14 protein-coding genes are annotated in these 15,324 nt (G+C 63.8%); all 14 read left to right on the forward strand.

The window, feature by feature from the left end; translation table 11 throughout:
* Nucleotides 1–8 precede the first annotated feature (8 nt).
* The 14 genes from JO965_RS33485 to JO965_RS33550 all read left to right on the forward strand — a co-directional run bounded on the left by JO965_RS33485 (nucleotide 9) and on the right by JO965_RS33550 (nucleotide 15,168).
* Nucleotides 9–1,544, forward strand: a complete 1,536-nt coding sequence (locus JO965_RS33485) for an aldehyde dehydrogenase family protein (RefSeq protein ID WP_203446334.1) — start codon at nucleotides 9–11, stop codon at nucleotides 1,542–1,544.
* A gap of 41 nt (nucleotides 1,545–1,585) precedes the next feature.
* On the forward strand, nucleotides 1,586–2,854 hold the full coding sequence (locus JO965_RS33490; protein ID WP_203446335.1) for an ABC transporter substrate-binding protein: 1,269 nt from the start codon (nucleotides 1,586–1,588) through the stop codon (nucleotides 2,852–2,854).
* Nucleotides 2,855–2,936: 82 nt separating this feature from the next.
* Nucleotides 2,937–3,860: a carbohydrate ABC transporter permease gene (locus JO965_RS33495; RefSeq protein ID WP_203446336.1), complete on the forward strand. Its 924-nt coding sequence runs from the start codon at nucleotides 2,937–2,939 to the stop codon at nucleotides 3,858–3,860.
* Entirely contained in the window at nucleotides 3,857–4,753 is an 897-nt protein-coding gene (locus tag JO965_RS33500) for a carbohydrate ABC transporter permease (RefSeq protein WP_203446337.1), read from the forward strand. The genes JO965_RS33495 and JO965_RS33500 overlap by 4 nt, the downstream gene beginning before the upstream one ends.
* A gap of 14 nt (nucleotides 4,754–4,767) precedes the next feature.
* On the forward strand, nucleotides 4,768–5,880 hold the full coding sequence (locus tag JO965_RS33505; RefSeq protein WP_203446338.1) for an ABC transporter ATP-binding protein: 1,113 nt from the start codon (nucleotides 4,768–4,770) through the stop codon (nucleotides 5,878–5,880).
* The gene (locus JO965_RS33510; protein WP_246777165.1) at nucleotides 5,877–7,391 is read left to right on the forward strand and encodes an FAD-dependent oxidoreductase; all 1,515 of its coding nucleotides are present in this window, start codon (nucleotides 5,877–5,879) and stop codon (nucleotides 7,389–7,391) included. The genes JO965_RS33505 and JO965_RS33510 overlap by 4 nt, the downstream gene beginning before the upstream one ends.
* Nucleotides 7,388–8,155, forward strand: a complete 768-nt coding sequence (locus tag JO965_RS33515; protein WP_203446339.1) for a 3-ketoacyl-ACP reductase — start codon at nucleotides 7,388–7,390, stop codon at nucleotides 8,153–8,155. Before JO965_RS33510 ends, JO965_RS33515 begins: the two co-directional genes overlap by 4 nt.
* A 25-nt stretch (nucleotides 8,156–8,180) precedes the next feature.
* Complete coding sequence (locus tag JO965_RS33520; RefSeq protein WP_203446340.1) at nucleotides 8,181–9,818, forward strand: GMC family oxidoreductase; 1,638 nt, start codon at nucleotides 8,181–8,183, stop codon at nucleotides 9,816–9,818.
* 11 nt (nucleotides 9,819–9,829) lie between these two features.
* Nucleotides 9,830–10,501, forward strand: coding sequence for an amino acid ABC transporter permease (locus JO965_RS33525; protein WP_203446341.1), 672 nt, complete (start codon nucleotides 9,830–9,832; stop codon nucleotides 10,499–10,501).
* A gap of 10 nt (nucleotides 10,502–10,511) precedes the next feature.
* Complete coding sequence (locus tag JO965_RS33530; protein ID WP_203446342.1) at nucleotides 10,512–11,168, forward strand: amino acid ABC transporter permease; 657 nt, start codon at nucleotides 10,512–10,514, stop codon at nucleotides 11,166–11,168.
* A 45-nt stretch (nucleotides 11,169–11,213) separates the two neighbouring features.
* Complete coding sequence (locus JO965_RS33535) at nucleotides 11,214–12,023, forward strand: transporter substrate-binding domain-containing protein (protein ID WP_203446343.1); 810 nt, start codon at nucleotides 11,214–11,216, stop codon at nucleotides 12,021–12,023.
* 15 nt (nucleotides 12,024–12,038) lie between these two features.
* The gene (locus JO965_RS33540) at nucleotides 12,039–12,809 is read left to right on the forward strand and encodes an amino acid ABC transporter ATP-binding protein (protein ID WP_305846611.1); all 771 of its coding nucleotides are present in this window, start codon (nucleotides 12,039–12,041) and stop codon (nucleotides 12,807–12,809) included.
* 483 nt (nucleotides 12,810–13,292) lie between these two features.
* The gene (locus JO965_RS33545; protein ID WP_203446344.1) at nucleotides 13,293–14,459 is read left to right on the forward strand and encodes an MFS transporter; all 1,167 of its coding nucleotides are present in this window, start codon (nucleotides 13,293–13,295) and stop codon (nucleotides 14,457–14,459) included.
* 271 nt (nucleotides 14,460–14,730) lie between these two features.
* The gene (locus JO965_RS33550; protein ID WP_203446345.1) at nucleotides 14,731–15,168 is read left to right on the forward strand and encodes a hypothetical protein; all 438 of its coding nucleotides are present in this window, start codon (nucleotides 14,731–14,733) and stop codon (nucleotides 15,166–15,168) included.
* Nucleotides 15,169–15,324 lie beyond the last annotated feature (156 nt).

The raw sequence follows: 15,324 nt of genomic DNA on the forward strand, positions 1-15,324 counted from the left end.
GTTGATCCATGAACGCACCTATCAAACTCGACTCCTCCCGGTTGGACGCCGCATTGGCAATGACCCCGCGCTCCTACGAGCTGCTGATCGACGGACGTTGGACCAAGGCCCGCAGTGAGGAAACGGTCGAGCGCACAAGCCCCGCGCACGGAGTTACGGTTTCGACCTATTCCAGGGCTTCCGAACATGAAGCTGACCTCGCCATTGCGGCCGCCCGCGCTGCGTTCGACCGCGGTCCGTGGCCGCGTATGACGGCCTCCGAGCGCTCCAAGGTCCTGCTCGACGTTGCGTCCCTGATCGAGCGTGATGCCGAACTCCTTGCCATGTTGGACACGCTGGAATGCGGCAAGCCGATTGCCCAGGCCCGCGGCGAGATCGCGGGTGCCGCCGACATCTGGCGCTATGCGGCCGCGCTTGCACGGGACTTGCACGGCGAAAGCTTCTCAACGATCGGTCCGCATAAGTTGGGCGTGGTCGTCAGGGATCCGATCGGCGTCGTGTCGATCATTACGCCCTGGAACTTCCCGTTCCTGATCGTCAGCCAGAAGCTACCGTTCGCGCTCGCCGCAGGGTGTACGGCCGTGGTCAAGCCGAGCGAGCTGACATCGGCTTCGACGCTTCACCTCGGAAAGCTTCTGCTCGAAGCAGGCCTACCGCCCGGCGTCGCAAACATCCTGTCCGGCAGGGGAGCGGACGTCGGCGCCGCGATGACGTCCGACCCCCGCGTGGATATGATCTCGTTCACGGGATCGACGCGCGTCGGAAAGAGCGCAATGGCCACGGCGGCGCAGACGCTGAAGAAGGTCTCGATGGAACTGGGTGGAAAGAACCCCCAGATCGTGTTCGCCGATGCGGACCTCGAGGCCGCTCTCGATGCGGCGGTGTTCGGTGCCTACTTCAACGCCGGCGAATGCTGCAATGCCGGAAGCCGACTGATCGTCCAGCGGCCGATCGCCGAGAGCTTCGTGGCGGACCTCCAGCGAAAGGTGCGGAACGTCAAGGTCGGTGATCCGCTCGACGAGGACGTGCGGGTCGGCGCTATCGTCACGCCGGACCATCTCGCGAAAATCGAGGGATATGTTGCCGAAGCCCGTGAGGCCGGTGCTAAGGTCAGGATGGGCGGGACCCGGCTCGACCACGAGAGCGGTCAGTTCATGGCCCCGACCATCGTCGACGGCGTCAAGCCCCAGATGACCATCGCCCGGGAAGAGATCTTCGGCCCGGTGTTGTCGATTCTCACGTTCAACACGGCCGATGAAGCGGTCGCGATCGCCAACGGCACCGACTACGGGCTCTCCGCCGGTGTCTGGAGCCGCGACTTCGACACCTGCCTCAACGTCAGCCGCGGCATCCATGCCGGAACCGTTTGGATGAACACGTTCATGGACGGCGCGAGCGAACTTCCCTTCGGTGGGTACAAGCAATCCGGTCTCGGCCGCGAGTTGGGCCGTAGGGCGGTCGATGACTACACCGAAGAGAAGACACTACACTTCCACTCCGGCCCGCGCACGGCCTGGTGGGTACCACGCCCTTCGGAAACCTGAAGCGTACGCCGGAACGTATCCGGCTCTAGGGAGGAACAGAGATGAACGTCACGAAGTCATTCATTTTCTCGGCAGCGTTGCTCGCTTCGAGCGCGCTTGCTGGCTTGCCAGCTCTCGCCCAGGGGGCGCAGCGCGTCGATGTCCTGCATTGGTGGACATCGGGCGGCGAGGCCGCGGCCTTGAACGTCCTGAAGCAAAACCTGAACGGCGAGGGCGTCGCCTGGCAGGACGTGCCCGTCGCCGGCGGCGGCGGCGAGCAGGCCATGACCGTCCTCCGGGCCCGGGTCACCTCCGGCAACCCGCCGACGGCCTCGCAGATGCTGGGCTTCGACATCCAGGACTGGGCCGAGCAGGGCGTCCTGGCGGACCTCAACGCCATCGCGACCAAGGAGAACTGGGACAAGAACATCCCGGCCGCCCTCCAGCAGTTCTCCAAGTACAAGGGGACCTGGGTGGCCGCCCCGGTGAACCTGCACTCCACGAACTGGATCTGGATGAACAAGAAGGTGTTCGACGATCTCGGCCTGAAGCCGCCGCAGAACTGGGACGAGTTCATCGGGGCGCTCGACAAGGTCAAGGCATCGGGCAAGACCGCCCTGGCGCACGGGGGACAGCCCTGGCAGGACGCGACGATCTTCGACAGCGTCGTCATCGCGACCGGTGGACCCGAATTCTACAAGAAGGCTCTGATCGACCTCGATCCAAAGGCGCTCGGCTCGGACACCATGAAGAAGGTCTTCGAGCGGATGACACAGCTCCGCAAGTACGTCGACAACAACTTCTCGGGCCGCGACTGGAACTTGGCCAGCGCCATGGTGATCCGGGGCGATGCCGCGGTGCAGATCATGGGTGACTGGGCCAAGGGCGAGTTCGTGAATGCCGGCAAGAAGCCGGGCACCGACTTCCTCTGCACCCGCTTCCCCGGCACGCAGGGCGTCGTTACCTTCAACACCGACCAGTTCGCGATGTTCAAGGTCGGCGCCGACCGGCAGGCAGCGCAGCAGAAGATGGCCACGGCCATCGAGGATCCCGGCTTCCAGTCGTCCTTCAATGTCGTGAAAGGCTCTGCTCCTGCCCGGACCGACGTATCGGATGCCGCCTTCGACGATTGCGGCAAGAAGGCGATCGCCGACGTCAAGGAAGCCGTGGCCAAAGAAACCCTGCTTGGATCGCTGGCCCATGGGCACGCAGCGCGTGCTGCGGTCAAGAACGCCATGTACGACGTCATCACGGGCGTGTTCAACGGGGACTACTCTCCCGACCAAGGCGTGAAGGAACTCGTGACGGCCGTCGCGGGCGCGAAGCAATAGGCTCGCTGCACCGTTCGTCCTGGGTCCTGCCTGCGGGACCCAGGACCCGACCCAACCTGCTTTGAGACGAAAGGCACACGCCATGGCGGTCGCCGCGATCCCGAGTCATACCACGTTACCGAAGCCGGCCCGCACGTCGCGCGGGATTGAGGACTGGCTACCTCGCTTGGTGCTCGCACCCAGCTTCGCGGCGCTCATCCTCTTCGTCTACGGCTTCATCCTGTTCACGATCTACCTGTCGACGACCAGCTCGACGCTGCTGCCGGTCTTCGACTTCATCGGGTTCGGCGCTTATTCGCGCCTGTTCTCGATTCCCAACTGGACCGTCGCGCTGAAGAACCTCGCGATCTTCGGCTCCCTGTACATCGTCCTGTGCACCGCAATGGGACTGTTCCTGGCGATCCTCATCGACCAGAAAATCCGGGGTGAGGGATTGCTGCGCCCGATCTTCCTCTATCCGATGGCGCTCTCCTTCATCGTCACGGGAACCGCCTGGAAGTGGTTCCTCGACCCGGGCATCGGCCTCGAGCAGACCATGCACGCGCTCGGCTGGACCAGTTTCACCTTCAACTGGATCAAGGACAGCCAGATGGCGATCTATACCATCGTCATCGCTGCGGTGTGGCAGTCCTCCGGCTTCGTCATGGCGATGTTCCTGGCAGGACTGCGAGGCATCGACAGCGAGATCATGAAGGCGGCCCAGATCGACGGCGCCTCGACCGTCCAGACCTACCGCCGCATCGTGATCCCGCAGCTCCGTCCGGCGTTCCTGTCCGCCTTCGTCGTGCTGGCCCACCTCGCCATCAAGTCGTTCGACCTCATCATCGCGATGACCAACGGCGGGCCCGGCCGCGCCACCGAGATGCCGTCCACGTTCATGTACTCCTACACGTTCACGCGTAACCAGATGAACGTCGGTGCGGCATCCGCCGTGATCATGCTCATCATGATCTCGTCGATCATCGTTCCCTACCTTTACGCCGAGCTGCGGGGAGAGAAGAAATGACCGCGCACGTCTCCACCATTCCCGAGGATCGTGGCGCGACCTCGTCCCGGTCCCTGGCGAGAGCGCTCCTCTACCTCGTGCTGATCGCCTTCGCGATCTACTATCTCCTGCCGCTGTTCATCATGGTCGTGAACTCGGTCAAGCCGTTGGCGGAGATCCAGGGCGGCAACATGCTGTCCCTGCCGGCGGAAACGACCTTCGAGCCCTGGCGGAAGGCCTGGAACGAGGCCCAGATCGGCGTCGAGGCGACGGGCCTCGCGCCGTACTTCCTGAACTCGATCCTCATGGTCGTCCCGGCGGTCGCGATCTCGACGATCCTGGGCGCGCTCAATGGCTACGTGCTCACGAAGTACCGGTTCCCGGGCCACAAGATCGTGTTCGGCCTGATGCTGTTCGCCTGCTTCATCCCGTTCCAGATCGTGCTCATCCCGATGGCGCGCATTCTCGGGATGCTTGGCATCGCCGGCACGATCTACGGGCTGATCCTGGTCCACGTCGTCTACGGTCTCGGCTTCACGACGCTCTATTTCAGGAACTACTACGAGGCGTTCCCGACCGAGCTGGTGCGGGCGGCCCAGGTCGACGGCGCGAGCTTCTTCAAGATCTTCTACCGCATCCTGCTGCCGAGCTCGGGGCCCATCATCGTCGTGACCGTGATCTGGCAATTCACGAACGTGTGGAATGACTTCCTGTTCGGCGCCTCGTTCTCGGGCCCCACCGCGATGCCGATCACGGTGGCGTTGAACAACCTCGTGAACTCGTCGACGGGCGTCAAGGAATACAACGTCCACTTTGCCGGGGCACTCTTGGCCGCCCTGCCCACGCTCATCGTCTACATCGTCGCTGGCCGGTTCTTCGTGCGCGGCCTGATGTCGGGCGCCGTGAAAGGATAATGGGAGGAATTACGATGGCCTTTCTCGAAATCAACCGCCTTGAAAAGTCCTACGCCGCCGTGTCGGTGCTGAAGGGCATCAACCTGGCCATGGAGGAGGGCGGCTTCCTCGTCCTCGTCGGGCCGTCCGGATGCGGCAAGTCGACATTGCTGAACACGATCGCCGGACTGGAAAGCATCACCAGTGGCGAGATCAGGATTGACGGCCGCCGCGTCAACGATCTGCGCCCGTCCGAGCGGGACATCGCGATGGTGTTCCAGTCCTACGCTCTGTACCCCAATATGACCGTCGCTCAGAACATCGCGTTCGGCCTCGAAATGCGAAAGGTGCCCAAGCCCGAGCGCGACAAGGCCGTGGCGGAGGTGGCCGAGACGCTCCAGATCGGGCATCTCCTCAACCGCAAGCCGAGCCAGCTCTCCGGTGGCCAGCGCCAGCGCGTCGCGATGGGCCGGGCGCTGGTCCGCAAGCCGAAGCTCTTTCTCTTCGACGAGCCGTTGTCCAATCTCGACGCGAAGCTGCGCGTCGACATGCGGACCGAGATCAAGCGGCTGCACAACAGCCTCGGCACCACCATCGTGTACGTCACGCACGACCAGATCGAGGCCATGACATTGGCCACCAAGATCGCCGTGCTGAAGGACGGTCATCTCCAGCAGTTCGGCACGCCGGCCGAGATCTACAACGATCCGGTCAACACTTTCGTCGCCGACTTCATGGGCTCGCCTCCCATGAACCTCGTCCCCGGGGAGCTCGTGAAGTCCGGAAATGCCTATGCCGTCTCGATCGAGCGTAACGGATCGGCACCGGTCGTGCTGCCGATCGCCGACGATCGCGCCCCCGCCGGCAACGCTGGTGGAAAGGTCGTCCTCGGGATCAGGCCCGAGGCGATCACGGACATCGATGGGGCCGACCGCAATGCCCGCAACGTCATCCGCGTGAACTGCCGGACCGAAGTGGTCGAGCCCGCCGGATCCGACACGTTCGTGGTGACCCGGCTCGGCGGCAAGGACGTGGTTGCCCGCATGCGTTCGGATGCGGCCGTGAAGCTGCACTCCACGATGGACTTCGCGTACAACATGGACCGTGCCGTGCTGTTCGATCCTGCCTCGGGCAATCGGGTGGCATGATGCGCGAGCAATCGGCCGATATCCTGATCATCGGGTCCGGGATCGGCGGGGCCTGCATGGCCGCGGGCCTCAGCACAAGCGGCGCGTCCGTGGTCATCCTCGAGCGCGGGGAGCAACTGCCGCAGTCTGCGCATGCGCGCAACCCGCGATCGATCTTCGTCGACGAGCATTACCGGCCCAAGGAGATGTGGCGGGATGCGGCAGGGCTCGAGTTCAACCCCGGCAACTACTATTACGTCGGTGGCAACTCGAAGTTCTACGGCGCCGTGATGCTCCGCTACCGGGAGCGCGACTTCGAGGATCTCACGCATGCCGACGGGGTGTCGCCCGCTTGGCCGATCGGCTATCACGACCTCGAGCCTTGGTACTGCGCCGCTGAGCGTCTGTTCCAGGTCAGGGGCGCGCTGGGACAGGATCCGACGGAACCGGAACATTCCGCCAGCTATCCTCACCCGCCTGTACCCGACGAACCCGCGATCGCCGCTGCCCGCGAGCGGTTGCGCAAGGTGGGCCTGCATCCGTTCTCGCTTCCGCTCGCCATCGATATCGGGCGATGGCTCGACCATGCCAAGACGCCCTGGGATGCCTATCCCGACACGCGGACGGGGAAGTTCGATGCCGAGACGGCGGCGCTTGCGCTCGCGCTCGCGCAGCCGGCCGTGAGTCTGGTGACCGGTGCGATGGTCGAACGCCTGCAGTTGGACAGGGATGGCAGTCGCATTGCCGGAGCGGAGTACGTCAAGGACGGCGAGCGCTTCGTGATCCGTGCCGGCACCGTGGTTCTCTCGGCCGGGGCCATTAACTCCGCCGCGATCCTCCTCCGGTCTGCCACCGAGCGCCACCCCGGCGGTCTCGCCAATCGCTCCGGCGTCGTCGGCCGTCACTTCATGAATCACAATGCGACCGCGATGCTGACGATCGATCCGCGCAAGCGCAACGACTCGGTCTACCAGAAGACCCTTGGGATCAACGATTTCTACTTCGACGACGGTCGCGGCGGCCCGCCCCTCGGCAACGTCCAGCTCCTGGGTAGAATCTCGGCTCCCGTCCTCAAGGCCAGCCTGCGATGGGTGCCGGACTTCGTGCTCGAGCGCCTCGCCTGCCACAGCGTCGACTGGTACCTGATGAGCGAGGATCTGCCCGATCCCGAAAGCCGGGTGCACGTCGACGGGAAATCGATCGTCCTGGCATGGAAGCGCACGAACATGACGGCGCATCGCGGCCTCGTCCGCCGCATGAAGGAGGTCTTCCGCGAAGCCGGCTACCCGATCGTGCTCGCCCGCGCCTTCGACAAGCGGACTCCCTCGCACCAATGCGGCACCGTCCGGTTCGGGCATGATCCCGCGACATCCGCGCTCGATCCGTTCTGCCGCGCCCACGATCATCCCAACCTGTTCGTCGTCGATGCGGGCTTCATGCCCTCGTCGGCAGCGGTGAATCCCTCCCTGACCGTGGCGGCACAGGCCCTGCGGGTTGCCGACCACATCCAATCGACAAGGTTCGCAGCATGAACGCCCGTCCCGTCGCCCTGGTCACCGGCTCAAGCCGAGGCATCGGCCTCGCCATCGCGCGCAAGCTCGCCATGGATGGATTTGATCTCATCGTCACGGGCACCACCGCCAACGGTCCCGAGGACACCCTCGAGGAGCTTCGGCAGTTCGGTGGCAAGGCCTCCTATCTGTCCGGGGACATCAGCGACCTCCAGGTCCATGACCGTTGGATCACCTGGATCCGTGACAACGCGGGTCGGATCGACTGCCTGGTGAACAATGCCGGCATGGGCGCCGTCGTTCGCGGTGACGTCATGGAGCTGCTGCCTGAGAACTTCGATCGCGTCATCGGGGTCAATCTCCGCGGTACCCTCTTCCTGACCCAGGCGGTACTCAGGGTGATGCTCGGGCAACGGCGCGAGGATGGACCCCGGTCGATCATCAACGTGACCTCCATCAGTGCGTCCCATGCCTCGCCGGAACGCCTCGATTACTGCATCTCGAAGGCCGGACTCGCGATGTGGAGCCAGGGGCTTGTCCTCAGGTTGGCGCCCGAAGGCATCGGGGTCTTCGATGTCCGCCCGGGCATCATCCGGACCGACATGACGGCCAGCGTGACCGACAAATACGACCGGCTGATCGCCGACGGCCTCGTGCCCGCGCGTCGATGGGGCGAGGGCGAGGACGTGGCGAACGTCGTGGCATCGCTCGCATCGGGCACCTTTGCCTTTGCCACCGGGAGCGTCATCGACGTGGACGGCGGCCTGAGCATCGCGCGCCTTTGACCGAGCTGGGAAGTGGAAGATTACGATGACATACGATTACATCATCGTTGGCGGGGGACCCGCGGGATGCGTGCTCGCCAACCGTCTCTCCGCCGACCCGGGCGTCAAGGTGCTTCTGCTCGAGGCCGGCAGCAGGGACCGAAACCCGTTGTTCCACATGCCGGCGGGCTTCGCCAAGATGACGAAGGGCATTGCCAGTTGGGGCTGGTCGACGGTTCCGCAGCGGCATCTCGGCGGGCGCGTGCTGCGGTATACGCAGGCGAAGGTGATCGGCGGCGGGTCATCGATCAACGCCCAGGTCTACACCCGGGGCAACCGGCTCGACTACGATCGCTGGGCCGGGCAGGGCAACTGCGCGGGCTGGGGCTACGCGGACGTCCTTCCGTACTTTAAGCGGGCGGAGGACAACCAGCGCTATTCCGATGCGTATCACGGCACGGGCGGCCCGCTCGGCGTCTCCGTTCCCGTGAACCCGCTTCCGATCAGCGAGGCCTTCATCCGGGCGGCGCAGGAATACGGTGTCCCGTACAATGCCGATTTCAATGGCGCCACGCAGGACGGCATCGGGCACTACCAGGTCACGGTCCGGAACGCCCGGCGGTCCTCCGCTTCCTCCGCCTATCTCAAGCCCATCCGGGAGCGGGCGAACCTCTCCGTCCGGACGGGCGTGGCCGTCAAGCGGATCATCCTGGAGGGTCGACGGGCCGTCGGGGTCGAGCTGGCGTCAGCGGACGCCGCCAGCTCGGTGGTCCGCTGCGAGCGCGAGCTCGTGCTGTCGTCAGGCGCGATCGGATCGCCGCGGCTCCTGATGCTGTCCGGCATCGGACCGGCCGGTCACCTCAGGTCGGTCGGCATCGATGTGCTGCATGACCTGCCGGGCGTGGGCTCCAATCTCCAGGATCATCTCGACCTCTACGCGATCTGCGAATGCACCGGGGACTTCACGTACGACTCCTATGCCAAGCTCCACAAGACGGTATGGGCAGGCCTGCAATACGTCCTCTTCGGCCGCGGGCCGGTGGCATCGACGCTCTTCGAGACCGGCGGCTTCTGGTATGCGGACAAGGCCGCCCCTTCGCCGGACATCCAGTTCCACCTCGGCCTGGGATCCGGGATCGAGGCAGGCGTGGAGAAGCTGCGCAACGCCGGCGTGACGCTGAACTCCGCCTTCCTGCGTCCGCGATCACGGGGGACCGTGCGCCTCAGGACGGCGGACTTCGCGGAGATGCCGCTGATCGATCCCAACTACTGGGAGGATCCTTACGACCGCGCGATGTCCCTCGAGGGATTGCGCCTGGCTAGGGAGATCATGCGCCAGCCGGCCCTCAAGCCGTTCATCCTGGCCGAACGGATGCCGGGGCCGGACAGGACCACCGAGGAGGACCTTGTCCAATACGCGTTTGCCACGTGCAAGACCGATCACCATCCCTGCGGCACCTGCAAGATGGGCACCGATGAGATGGCGGTCGTCGATCCCGACCTGAAGGTCCACGGCATCGAGGGATTGCGGGTCTGTGACGCCTCGATCATGCCGTACGTGACGTCGTCGAACACCAATGCGCCGACGATCATGATCGGCGAGAAGGCGGCGGACCACATCCTGGGCCGGGTACCGCTCCCGCCCGCCCCGGTACGCCCTGCCATGTCCCGAACTCTCGCGTAACAGGGGCAGCCATGACATACACGTTCAGGTTCGGTCCCGTGCTGGAAGCCTACGGGGACCTCCTCGCCGGGGCTTGGCTCACCTTGCAGCTCTCGGCGTCTGCAATGATGCTCGGGCTTGTCGTCGCGATCATCTGCGCCTGGGCCAAGACGTCCGGGCCGAAACCGCTGCGATGGGTGGTCGACGGCTACATCGAAATCATCCGGAACACGCCGTTCCTGGTGCAGATCTTCTTCATCTTCTTCGGGCTTCCGGCGGTCGGCTTGAGGTTGTCGCCGAACGCCGCGGCGCTGCTGGCGATGGTGATCAATGTCGGGGCCTACGCGACCGAGATCATCCGGGCGGGCATCGAGTCGATCCACAAGGGGCAGGTGGAAGCCGGCCTGGCGCTGGGCCTCAAGCCGCTCCAGGTCTTCCGCTACATCATCCTCAAGCCCGCGCTGCGGACGGTGTACCCGGCCCTGACGAGCCAGTTCATCCTGCTCATGCTGACGTCGAGCGTCGTGTCGGCCATCTCGGCTGACGACCTGACGTCCGTGGCCAACAACATCCAGTCCCTGACGTTCACGAGCTTCGAGGTCTATCTCGTCGTCACGCTGATGTACCTCGTCATGTCCCTGGCCTTCTCGGCCTTGTTCTCGGCGATCCACCGGGTCGCCTTCGCGTATCCCGATCGGCGTTGAGGAGGAACGGATGCTTCGTCAGTTCGGCACGAGCGAGTTCCTGTTCATTCTGACGGCGGCCCGCTGGACGGTGCTGCTGTCGCTGATCGCCTTCGCGGGGGGAACCATCGGCGGGTTGACCGTGGCGCTGTCGAGGGTTTCCGACGTGAAGCCGGTATCCCTCGCGGCGGGCGGGTTCATCCAAGTGTTCCAGGGCACACCGCTGCTGATGCAGTTGTTCCTGGTCTTCTTCGGGGCGACCACGCTCGGGCTCGACATCAATCCCTGGATCGCGGCAGCCGTCGCGCTCACCCTCAACGCCAGTGCCTTCCTCGGCGAGATCTGGCGCGGGTGCATCCAGGCGGTGCCCAAGGGCCAGTGGGAGGCCGCGGGGGCGCTGGGCCTGCATTACCCAACCACGATGCGCTACATCATCCTGCCGCAGGCGTTCAAGATCGCATTGCCGCCCACCGTCGGGTTCCTGGTGCAGCTCATCAAGGCGACCTCGCTCGCCGCGATCATCGGCTTCACCGAGGTGACCCGCGCCGGCCAGATCATCAACAACGCAACCTTCAGGCCGTTTCTAGTCTTCGGCATCGTGGCAGCCATCTACTTCATCCTGTGCTGGCCGCTGTCGCACCTCAGCATGCGGCTCGAACGCCGCTTCGCAGCCGCAACCACAAGGTAGCGGCAATCAGCTCGCAAACAGTGCTCACGTCCCAGGGAGGATCCCATGAATCGACCATCGTACTTCCAAGGTTTCCGCAAGGCGCTCGCCATCGGAGCCATCCTCGTCACCGGACTTGCCGCGATGGTTCCAGCCGCTGCGCAATCGGTCGACGAGATCAAGAAGAAGGGCCAGGTCACGATCGGCATGCTGGTGGACTTCCCGCCGTTCGGCATCACGAACGCCGAGGGTCAGCCCGACGGCTATGACGCCGACATTGCGAGGGCACTGGCCAAGCACCTCGGTGTCAAGGCGAACATCGTCCCGGTCACCGGTCCGAATCGCATCCCGTTTCTTCTGACGGGCAAGCTCGACATGCTGGTCGCGTCCCTGGCCATCACTCCCGAGCGGGCCAAGCAGGTGACGTTTTCCGATCCCTATGCCGGCATTCGCATCGTCGTCTACGGCAAGAAGGCCGCGAGCGTGAAGGAGCCTGCCGATCTGAAGAACTTCGCGATCGGCGTCGCGCGGGCGAGCACGCAGGACGTTTCGGTCACCGCGGTCGCCCCACAGGGAACCCAGATCAGGCGCTTCGACGATGATGCGTCAGCGGTCCAGGCGCTGCTGTCCGGACAGGTCGACCTGATCGGCGTGGCAACGAACGTCGTCGCCGAAATCGAGAAGGTCGCACCCGGCCAGTTCGACAGCAAGCTGACCCTGCGCGAGCAGGTGCACGGGATCGCCCTGCGGCCGGGGCAGGACGAACTTCTGGGAGCCGTCAACGCGTTCCTCGCCGAGGAGAAGGCAAACGGCGCCCTCAACGCGACGTACAGGAAATGGCTAGGCACGGACGCGCCCGAGATGAAGAAGCCCTGACCGGAGGACCGAGACATGTCGACGGCGTTGCAGGCCCAGCACGTGCGGGACGAAATCATCATCCGCATGGAGAACGTGCAGAAGTGGTACGGGACCTTCCAGGTCTTGAGGAACATCGATCTGGAGGTCCGCACCGGCGAGCGGATCGTGATCTGCGGACCTTCGGGATCCGGCAAATCGACCCTGATCCGGTGCATCAACCATCTCGAGCATGCCCAGGAGGGCCGCATCGTCGTCGACGGGATTGAGCTCGGGACGAGCAGCCGCAGTCTCGACGCCATCCGGCGCGAGGTCGGTATGGTCTTCCAGCAATTCAATCTCTTCCCGCACCTCACGGTGCTGGAAAATTGCACGCTGGCGCCCATGAAGGTTCGCGGCACTCCAAAGGGGGAGGCGGAAGCGATCGCCCGCAAGTACCTCAATCGGGTGCGTATTCCCGAACAGGCTGACAAGTATCCCGCACAGCTCTCGGGCGGCCAGCAGCAGCGCGTGGCGATTGCCCGCGCCCTCTGCATGAACCCCAAGATCATGCTCTTCGATGAGCCGACGTCCGCCCTTGATCCGGAGATGGTCAAGGAGGTGCTCGATACCATGATCAGCCTAGCGGAGGACGGCATGACGATGCTGTGCGTGACGCACGAAATGGGGTTCGCCCGCAGCGTCGCGGATCGCGTCATGTTCATGGACAGGGGTGAGATCGTCGAGGAAGGACCGCCGAGCACGTTCTTCGGCAGCCCTAAGCACGAGCGTACGCGCAACTTCCTCGGTCAGATCCTACCGCATTGAACACGTCATCCCGGGAGCGGGCCCGATCCGTTGAGGGGGCCCTCGGACCGACCCCGTCACCGTTCGTTCGCACCGATCCAGCGATGGGGGAAGGAAAACTCAATGCAGAGAAGACGCGTGGATGAGGATGTGATCGTCGGCTCCGATCCGACGGGGCTAGCTCTGTACCATTTGACGATCGCCCTCGGAGCCTCCAGCCCTTCTCCCCCGGGCAGTGCCGCCCCCAACGGAGACACTTGGCAATTCCGTTGTATGCGTTGGGCAAACAACTGGCTGGATTCTCAAGTGGGATGGCCTCCCTTGCGACGCCGTCGCGCCGGGAAATCTCGGTTTCCCATACCGTTCTCGAAGTAAATGCTGCTGACGGCTCATTGAGCCCGGATTGGTGGCCGTGGTCGCAAATTCTGCAAGAAGGCCTAATTTGAGGAGGCGTCCGTAAAGTCATCACCATAACCCTGTATTGCCCAGCCAGGTTTCGTCCGAATGCATCCGCCCCTTACTTCAGCCCCCACGCGGGATGCAGAGCATCGTCGCGAGCAAATTGCGACACGGCTCACATTCTTCATCGCCGGCTTTTCCACGGGGGCTTGGGCGCCGCTCGTTCCCTTGGCGAGGGAGAGGCTCCAACTCGATGAGGGTTCCCTGGGGGTGCTCCTCTTATTCCTGGGGCTTGGCTCGATCATGGCCATGCCCGTCACGGGTATTCTGACAACCCGGATCGGGTGCAAGGTTGTCATTTCCGTTTCGACCCTACTGATCCTGCTGACCCTGCCGCTCCTGGCGTTGCTTGGGGGCTGGATCTCTATGGCAATAGCCATTGCCATCTTTGGCGCTGCTCTGGGAACGGTTGACGTCGCCATGAACCTTCAGGCCATCATCGTGGAGCGCAACAGCGGCAAGCCGATGATGTCCGGCTTCCATGGCCTCTACAGTGTTGGTGGCATCGCCGGCGCCGGCTTGGTCAGCATCTTGCTGGGAAGCGGTGCGATCAGTTCCCTTCTTGCGGCGGGCCTGACCAGTGTCGTGTCCCTGATCCTGCTCGTGCTCGCGATGCCGGGCCTGCTTCCCTATGGGGATGACAGCAGCGAGAAGTCCCCGCTTTTTGCTTGGCCGAAGGGCGCAGTCCTGTTCATTGGCTTGCTGTGCTTCCTGTGTTTTTTGGTGGAGGGAGCGGTCCTCGACTGGAGCGCTGTGTTTCTCATCACTGAGCGAGGTAGCAGCATCGGGCTTGCGGGCTTGGCCTATGCGGCCTTCGCGGCCAGCATGACCCTCGGACGCCTCACCGGTGATCGGTTGCGCACGGTCCTCGGAGAGCAACGGGTGCTCTTGATCGGCGGTATCCTGGCCGCGGTCGGGTTCGCGACGATTGCCTTCGTCCCGACCGCCTATGCAAACCTTGTCGGGTTCCTGCTCGTTGGCGCCGGGGCGTCCAACATTGTCCCTGTGCTATTCTCCGTATCAGGGCGCACCCGTGCGATGCCACCGAGCCTGGCAGTGACGGCCGTAACCACGCTCGGATACCTTGGCATCCTGGTCGGCCCGGCGCTGATCGGCTTCGTCGCTCACCTGACGGACCTGAGAGCCGCATTTGCCCTGTTAGGGGCTGCCACGCTGTTCATCGCAGCAAGCTTCAAGGTTGGCAGACCGTAGAGATCCAGGCGCCATGCTGTCTGCCCCACGTCGAGCATTGTCCGATGTCGACTATCCCTGGCGCAGGAAAACGATGATTTCGCAATGTCTCTTCGTGGCACGTTCCGGAAGCAGAACGAACATCCGCATTTGCGCGGTGTGCGGACCTTCACGGGCCACCGCTCGCCATCACGCATTACCACAGGGCTGACCAGACCCGGATTGATTTGGAGGATGGTGCTAGACTTCCCTGCGATCTGGATTCGGCGGACATTCCCGATGGAGCTGAAACATGAATGGTCAGTGGCAGTACCAATTACGGATCTATCTGGCTGATGAGCTTGCTGCGGTGGCCTGCGGAGACCCCGCCGCTCCCGCACTCGGACCATTGGCCCGCGTGCTAGAGAAGCACAGCGCGACCATGAAATGCCAGCTCGACGCCTTTGCCGATTATGTGGCGGAAGCTGAGGCGCATGGAGTCGAAGGCTACCCGCTCTATGCGTGGACGAAGGCGACGCTCGAAGATCCCGTCAAGAGGGCAAAGCACGTCCGGTCATTTGCCCTCCACATCAAAGGCGAGGCCGTGTATCCAAAGCAGGAAGCAGACGCCCTTGAGGCTGACTTGCAGTCCGTGGTGGACGGGATATCCATCCTGCGGATCTCGCGGCATGACACCAATCCGGCGAATAACCCGCAGATGCCCGATCGCTACCGTCAACCCCGCGCATGATTGGTTGCCACTAAACACTGCTTGGAACCAGCGTATGGGTCTGCGCGTCAGGGCCTCAGCAGGCCTTGAGAGAGGATAGGAGCTTCAGAGCCTGATCGACGCAGATCTCGTACGACTCACGAATCTGCTCAAACACTTCGGAGACAGGTTCCCCCG

Source organism: Microvirga sp. VF16 (assembly GCF_016864375.1).
Taxonomy (GTDB): domain Bacteria; phylum Pseudomonadota; class Alphaproteobacteria; order Rhizobiales; family Beijerinckiaceae; genus Microvirga.

Coding starts and splice junctions, on each gene's coding strand:
- JO965_RS33485 (WP_203446334.1), top strand. CDS start 9: ATGAACGCACCTATCAAACTCGACTCCTCCCGGTTGGACGCCGCATTG.
- JO965_RS33490 (WP_203446335.1), top strand. CDS start 1,586: ATGAACGTCACGAAGTCATTCATTTTCTCGGCAGCGTTGCTCGCTTCG.
- JO965_RS33495 (WP_203446336.1), top strand. CDS start 2,937: ATGGCGGTCGCCGCGATCCCGAGTCATACCACGTTACCGAAGCCGGCC.
- JO965_RS33500 (WP_203446337.1), top strand. CDS start 3,857: ATGACCGCGCACGTCTCCACCATTCCCGAGGATCGTGGCGCGACCTCG.
- JO965_RS33505 (WP_203446338.1), top strand. CDS start 4,768: ATGGCCTTTCTCGAAATCAACCGCCTTGAAAAGTCCTACGCCGCCGTG.
- JO965_RS33510 (WP_246777165.1), top strand. CDS start 5,877: ATGATGCGCGAGCAATCGGCCGATATCCTGATCATCGGGTCCGGGATC.
- JO965_RS33515 (WP_203446339.1), top strand. CDS start 7,388: ATGAACGCCCGTCCCGTCGCCCTGGTCACCGGCTCAAGCCGAGGCATC.
- JO965_RS33520 (WP_203446340.1), top strand. CDS start 8,181: ATGACATACGATTACATCATCGTTGGCGGGGGACCCGCGGGATGCGTG.
- JO965_RS33525 (WP_203446341.1), top strand. CDS start 9,830: ATGACATACACGTTCAGGTTCGGTCCCGTGCTGGAAGCCTACGGGGAC.
- JO965_RS33530 (WP_203446342.1), top strand. CDS start 10,512: ATGCTTCGTCAGTTCGGCACGAGCGAGTTCCTGTTCATTCTGACGGCG.
- JO965_RS33535 (WP_203446343.1), top strand. CDS start 11,214: ATGAATCGACCATCGTACTTCCAAGGTTTCCGCAAGGCGCTCGCCATC.
- JO965_RS33540 (WP_305846611.1), top strand. CDS start 12,039: ATGTCGACGGCGTTGCAGGCCCAGCACGTGCGGGACGAAATCATCATC.
- JO965_RS33545 (WP_203446344.1), top strand. CDS start 13,293: ATGCATCCGCCCCTTACTTCAGCCCCCACGCGGGATGCAGAGCATCGT.
- JO965_RS33550 (WP_203446345.1), top strand. CDS start 14,731: ATGAATGGTCAGTGGCAGTACCAATTACGGATCTATCTGGCTGATGAG.